The organism is Streptomyces sp. NPDC059037 (assembly GCF_042740015.1).
GTDB lineage: Bacteria > Actinomycetota > Actinomycetes > Streptomycetales > Streptomycetaceae > Streptomyces.
This window is the reverse complement of record NZ_JBHYIG010000410.1, coordinates 1-6,270: the sequence shown is the minus strand read 5'-3', so window position 1 is coordinate 6,270 and position 6,270 is coordinate 1. Positions and strand designations below refer to the sequence as shown.

Annotated in this window: 3 protein-coding genes; all 3 read right to left on the bottom strand. The window is 74.2% G+C overall.

The features are described from left to right. Positions 1–53: 53 nt before the first annotated feature. The 3 genes from cobT to ACFWY6_RS43350 all read right to left on the bottom strand — a co-directional run bounded on the left by cobT (position 54) and on the right by ACFWY6_RS43350 (position 6,098). Positions 54–3,770, bottom strand: a complete 3,717-nt coding sequence (cobT, locus tag ACFWY6_RS43360; protein WP_384702806.1) for a nicotinate-nucleotide--dimethylbenzimidazole phosphoribosyltransferase — start codon at positions 3,768–3,770, stop codon at positions 54–56. A 354-nt stretch (positions 3,771–4,124) separates the two neighbouring features. Beyond that, positions 4,125–5,336: a precorrin-6y C5,15-methyltransferase (decarboxylating) subunit CbiE gene (cbiE, locus tag ACFWY6_RS43355; protein WP_384702803.1), complete on the bottom strand. Its 1,212-nt coding sequence runs from the start codon at positions 5,334–5,336 to the stop codon at positions 4,125–4,127. 117 nt (positions 5,337–5,453) lie between these two features. Next, on the bottom strand, positions 5,454–6,098 hold the full coding sequence (locus ACFWY6_RS43350; RefSeq protein ID WP_384702800.1) for a GNAT family N-acetyltransferase: 645 nt from the start codon (positions 6,096–6,098) through the stop codon (positions 5,454–5,456). Positions 6,099–6,270: the final 172 nt, after the last annotated feature.

Genomic DNA, 6,270 nt, shown 5'->3' with positions numbered 1-6,270 from the left:
GTGTGCCCACCCGTTCCGCCATGCGGAACGCCTGCCCACAAACCAACCGGCTGCTACTTCTCTGTAACGCCCGCCGAGTCGAACGTGGCGACCTCGTGCATCGCGCGTGCCGCGCTCTGGACCACGGGGAGGGCGAGCAGGGCTCCTGTGCCCTCGCCCAAGCGGAGGTCCAGGTCGACCAAGGGGCGCAGGCCCAGCTTGTTGAGGGCCGCCACGTGGCCCGGCTCCGCGCTGCGGTGGCCCGCGATGCAGGCCGCGAGGACCTCGGGGGCGATGGCGCGGGCGACCAGGGCCGCCGCGCCGGCGCTCACGCCGTCCAGGATGACGGGGGTTCGGAGGGAGGCTCCGCCGAGGAGGAGGCCGACCATCGCCGCGTGCTCCAGGCCGCCGATCGCCGCGAGGACGCCGATCGGGTCGGCCGGGTCCGGCTTGTGGAGGTCCAGGGCGCGCCGGACCACCTCGACCTTGCGGGCGTGCATCTCGTCGTTGATGCCGGTGCCGCGGCCGGTGACCTCCGCCGCGTCCACGTCCGTGTAGACGGAGATGAGGGCCGCGGACGCCGTCGTGTTCGCGATGCCCATCTCGCCGGTGAGCAGGGCCTTGTTGCCTGCCGCGACGAGGTCGCGGGCCGTCTCGATGCCTACCTCGATCGCAGCCTTGACCTCCTCGCGGGTCAGCGCGGGACCGGTCGTCATGTCCGCCGTGCCCGCGCGCACCTTGCGGGGCAGCAGGCCCGGCGTCGCCGGGAGTTCACTGGCCACGCCCACGTCGATGACGCAGACCTCGGCGCCCACCTGGTTGGCGAAGGCGTTGCAGACCGCGCCGCCGCCGAGGAAGTTGGCGACCATCTGGGCCGTCACCTCCTGGGGCCAGGCGGTGACGCCCTGGCCGTGCACGCCGTGGTCGCCCGCGAAGATCGCGACGGCCGCGGGCTCCGGGATCGGCGGCGGGCACTGCCGGGAGAGGCCGGACAGCTGCGCGGAGATGATCTCCAGCATGCCGAGCGCGCCCGGCGGCTTCGTCATCCGCTTCTGGCGTTCCCACGCCTCGCCGAGCGCCTTCGCGTCCAGCGGGCGGATGTTGGAGACGGTCTCGGCCAGCAGGTCGTGCAGGTCCTCGCCGGGCAGCGCGCGGCGGCCGTACGTCTCCTCGTGTACGACCCAGGAGAGCGGGCGGCGCTTGGACCAGCCTGCCTGCATCAGCTCGGGCTCCTGAGGGAACTCGTCGACGTATCCGACGCAGAGATAGGCCACCACTTCGAGGTGCTCGGGAAGACCGAGGGTTCTGACCATCTCGCGTTCGTCGAAGAAGCTGACCCAGCCGACGCCGAGGCCCTCGGCGCGCGCCGCGAGCCAGAGGTTCTCGACGGCCAGGGCCGAGGAGTACGGAGCCATCTGCGGCTGCGTGTGGCGGCCCAGGGTGTGGCGGCCGCCGCGGGTCGGATCGGCGGTGACGACGATGTTCACCGGGGTGTCGAGGATCGCCTCGATCTTCAGTTCCTTGAACTGCTTGGCACGGCCCTTGGGGAGCGACTTGGCGTACGCGTCCTTCTGGCGCATGGCCAGCTCGTGCATGGTGCGGCGGGTCTCCGCCGAGCGGATGACGACGAAGTCCCAGGGCTGGGAGTGGCCGACGGACGGCGCCGTGTGGGCCGCCTCCAGGACACGGAGCAGGACCTCGTGCGGGATCGGGTCGCCGCGGAAGCCGTTGCGGATGTCGCGGCGCTCGCGCATGACGCGCAGGACGGCTTCCCGTTCGGCGTCGTCGTAGCCGGGGGCCGCGGCGGACTCCGCCGGGTGGGTCGGCTGAGCCGGGTCCACGGGCTCCGCGGGCTCTGCCGCCTGGACGGGAGCGGGCTCGTCCGCGAGCTCCACCGGGGTGGCGGGCTCGGGCAGTTCGGTGGGCTCGGCCTCGGCTGCTGCTGTTGCTTCGGTTTCGGCTTCGGCTTCGACCGCCGGTTCCGCTTCCGGTTCGGCTGCCTCGGTCACGGGCTCCGGTGCCTCGGCGGCGACGGGTGCTTCTGCCGTGTCCGGTACGGGAGTTGCCGCCGCGTCCGGTACGGGCGTCCCTGCCATGGACGCCGCGCCGTCACGAGGGGCCGGCACGGTGGCCGCGGGCCGGGGTGCGGGCTGGACCGCGGGCTCGGGGGCCTCGGCGGTCTCGATGGCCTCGGGGACTTGGGGGACCTCGACGACCTGGGGGACCTCGGCGGCTTCCACGGGGGCCGGGGTCTCCGGGGTGCTCAGCGTCTCCGGGGCGTCCGCCTGCGGTGCGGCCTCTGCGGCCGGCTCGGCCTCGGCGGGCTCCGGCTGCGGGGCCTCGAAGTACTCCGGGGGCACGTCCACCGGGTGCGGAGGCGTCGGTGCGAGGTGCGGAGGCGTCGGTACCGAACCCTCGACCGGCACGAACTGGCCGAGCGGCGCGGGCGTGGGGGCCATCGGGGCGTCCGTGTGCTGGACGGCCTGCGGGATCTGCGGGCCCTGCCCGGCGTGCGGGAGGTGCCCGTCGCCCGGAACCGGTGCGTCCGCCCAGGGCTGCGCGGCGGCCACGGCGAACGGCTGCTGACCGGCGGCAGCCTCGTGGGCGGGCATGCCCACGGCTGACAACTGCGCCCCGTCGGGGGCGAGCGGGAACTCCTGGCTCGCCTCCGGCACCGGTACCTGCTGGTCCGCGACCGGCGGCAGCACGGCCTGGCCGGTGGCCGACGGCTGATCGGCGTCCTGCGCACCCGGGACGTCCAGCGCCTCGGCGGCGAACGCGGGCTCACCGCCGTCCGCGGCCTGCGGGAAGGCGGCCGCGGGGGTGCCGGCGGCGGGCGTTGCGGCGGGCGTGGGTTCGGGCAGCTCGGCGGCGGCCGGTGCGGGCTGCGGGGCCTCGGGCGCGAGTACGTCCGGCGTGCTCAGCGGGACCTGTGCGTCCTGCGCTACCGGTGTGGGCTCCGCGTTCTGTGTGCTCTGTGTGCTCTGTGCGTTCTGTGGGTTCTGAGGTGCGGGTGTGGCGTCCGGGACGACCGTTTCTGCTGGTGCGACCGGCTGCCCTTGCTGCGAAGGCTGCCCGAGCTGCTCAGCCTGAGGCTGCGGCTGCGGCGTCCACGGCGTCGCCCCCTGCGGCGGGATCTCGCCGAGCTGCGGAGCCGGCAGTATCCCCTCGCCTTCGCGCGGGATGTCGAGGTACTCGGGGCCGACGGTCGGCGGCCCCGCATGGCGCGCGGGCACGGCGTGCTGCGGCGCACCGGCGGGCCCGCGGTCGGCGAGCGAACGTACGGGGCTGCCCGTGCCGTCGGGCACGGCGGGGCCCGAAGGACCCCGGTGCAGCGGGCGGCGTGCGGGACCGGCGTGCGAGGCGGGCGCGGGGCCCGTCGCGCCGGGCAGCTGGACGCCGTTCAGATCGACCGAGCCGCTGTCACGGCCCGCCGTCTCGTGCGGGCCCGGCTGGTGCGCGGCCTGGGGCTGCGCGGTCTGCGGCTGCGCGGCCACGGGCTGGCCGCCCAGGGACGGATCGGCTGCCACAGGCTGCTGACCGCTCCCCTGCTGGGTGACGGCGTAGGCGGCGGCCTGCGGCTGCTGCGGTGCCGGCTGCGCCTCGCTCCAGGCGCCCTGCGCGCCCGGCATCAGGAGCAGGTCGTCGTCCTCGGCGGAGGCGACGCCCTCGGCGGGATTCTCGGAGGGGTCGAGGTAGGTGTACGCACCCGGGGCGGCGACGCCCGGCTGCTCCACCAAGCCTGCGTTCTCCGGCAGTCCCTCGGCCGGGACCTGGCCGGTGTCGGTCATGCTTAACCCCTCGCCCATCGGTTAGTGCTTCTTCGACCACCCCTCGGCCTTCGGCCGGGGAAGCCCCATTGCCCGGAGCGGCGCACCAACCGCCCGTCATTCTCAACGAGCGTGCGCGCCGCGCGGCACGAACCGCGTACGGACAACAGGCATTGTCCCGGTCGGCCTGCCGTCATGGCAGCTTGATCCGCAACGGCCCGCTGTGGACTGCGCCACGTTGCGCGCCCTCCGGTCATGCCGTACCACACACCCCCCAAAACGGGCGAGCTTTCCGGACATTGACCAACTATTTGCCGGACACCCTGGTGCGGTACAACGATCGGCCAGCCTACCTCGCGCCCTGCGGTGGCAGGGTCACGGGGCGCGATCGGCCAACTGTCCGGAGAGGACGAAGACGACCGTCCGCTCCCGCTCCGTCCACGCGCGCGTGTCGAGCTCGACGGACTGCAGCAGGGCGCACTCCACGACGTATCCGTGCTCCGTCAGGTCCCTGCCGATGAGTTCGGCCTCGTCGCGCGTCGACGCGTGCGTCACGATGCGCGCGGGGCGGCGGTCGGCGACGGCGGAGACCACCGCGGCTCCCCCGCCCCCGACGCGTACGACATCGGGTTCGGGCAGGTCTTCGAGGATGTGCGGGGCCGTGCCGTGCACGATCTGCGGCTGTACGCCGAAATGGCGGGAAACGGCCGTGGTGCGGGCGCAGGCGTCGGGGTCGCGGTCGACGGCGATGACCGCGGCGCCGAACCGGGCGGCCTCCGCGGTGAAGGCGCCGCTGCCGCAGCCGATGTCCCAGACGAGGTCGCCCACGCGCGGCCCGATGCGGGCGAGTTGGGCGGCCCGGAGACGGTCGCTCTCGCCCTCGCCGAGCTGGGCGTCGCCGCCGTACGCCGATGCGGGCAGCGCCCAGCCGCGCGGGGTGCCCGGGTCGCGGCCCGCGATCCAGCCGGTGTCGGATGCGGCGACCGGGCCGCCTATGACGATCACGACGTTCGGGTCGCGCCAGGTGTGGTCGGCGGCCTTGTCCGAAGTGAGGACGGTGACCTGTTCGCGCTCGGTGCCGAGCTCCTCGCAGATCACGAAGGTGCGGTGGACTCCCTGGAGGAGCAGGCCGAGCTCGGCGGGGCCCGCGCCGGGCGAGGTGAGGACCGCGACCTTGGTGTGCGCGCGGCAGACGTTCACGGCCCGGCGCAGGGTGCGCGGGTGGGCGACCACGACCTGGGCGTCGTCCCAGGGCATCCCGGCGCGGGCGAAGGCCTGGGCGACGGCGGAGACGGCGGGCACGACCTCGACCTCGAGGCCGAATTCCGGGGCGCGCAGGGTGCGTACGACGCCGAAGAAGCCGGGGTCGCCGTCGGCGAGGACCACGGCGGTGCCCCGGTGGGCGGCGATGCGGCGGGCGGCCAGGCTCACGCTGCCCAGGCGGATCCTTTCGGCGGCCTGGGGCACTTCGGCGAGCGCCAGGTGGTGGGCGGCGCCCGCGACGAGGGTGGCGGCGCCGAGCGCCGAGCGCGCGGCGGCGGTCAGCGGCGAGCCGTCCCAGCCGATCACCGTGACGCGGTCGGCCATCTTCGTCGGTCTCCTGGGTTCTCGCGGGTCGGCAGTGCGGGCCGGTTAGGTGCAGGGGGCAACCGCGCCTGCGGCCAGGGCGAGCGTACCTGGTGGGATCCGGCGGTGGCCGAGGGGTCAGTTCCAGTCGGAGAACGCGCTGAACCCGCTGTCCGCGAGCTGCTCGCCGACGCCCTCCAGGTCCTCGGGGAGCAGGCTCCACACGATGAGGTCGGTCCGTACGTCGAGCCAGCCGCCGAACGGATCGCCGCCGTTCCTCGTACGCGCTATCCAGGCGCCCCGCAGGACGCCCTCGCTGATGCAGCCGATCTTCTGCGCGACCTGCTGGGCGGCGGTGTTGTCTGCGGCGGTGCGCAGCTCGATGCGCTCGAAGCGCTGGTCGTTGAAGAGCCACTGGGCGGTGGCGAGCGCCGCCTCCGAGGCATAGCCCTCGCCGCGGGCCCAGGGAGCTATGACATAACTGAGTTCGCTGGAGCGCACCCGCCAGTCGGTGTCCCGCAGTTGCACGATGCCGACCAGGCGCTGGGTGAGGAACTCGGTGACGGCGAGGACGATGCCGCGGCCCTCGGTGCGCTCGGCGGGCGCGAGTTCGGTGATCCAGCGGCGGGCGTGGGCCTCGGTGTAGGGCGCGGGCACGGACGTCCAGGCGGTGACCAGCTCGTCGTTCATCATCTCCGCGTACGCGGAGATGTCGGCGTCCTCGAACGGGCGCAGCACCAACCGCTCCGTGCTGATGGAGATGTCGGGGAAGGTGGTAGTCATGCGCTGCTCCGTAACCTGGAACCCTCGGGCCTGCTGAAGAGCCCAGCATGCAGCATGTCGCCGCGCAGACGCACCACGGGGGGGGCGGGGGCTGCGGGTGCGCGCCGCGCGGGCCCGGGTCGGCGGCTGCCCAGGGTGGGCGCCCCCCCCCCGCCCACCGCACCCACGGCGG

Bases quoted from the DNA above. Each gene is read 5' to 3' on its own strand.
- cobT (WP_384702806.1), bottom strand. From the start codon at position 3,770: ATGACCGACACCGGCCAGGTCCCGGCCGAGGGACTGCCGGAGAACGCA.
- cbiE (WP_384702803.1), bottom strand. From the start codon at position 5,336: ATGGCCGACCGCGTCACGGTGATCGGCTGGGACGGCTCGCCGCTGACC.
- ACFWY6_RS43350 (WP_384702800.1), bottom strand. From the start codon at position 6,098: ATGACTACCACCTTCCCCGACATCTCCATCAGCACGGAGCGGTTGGTG.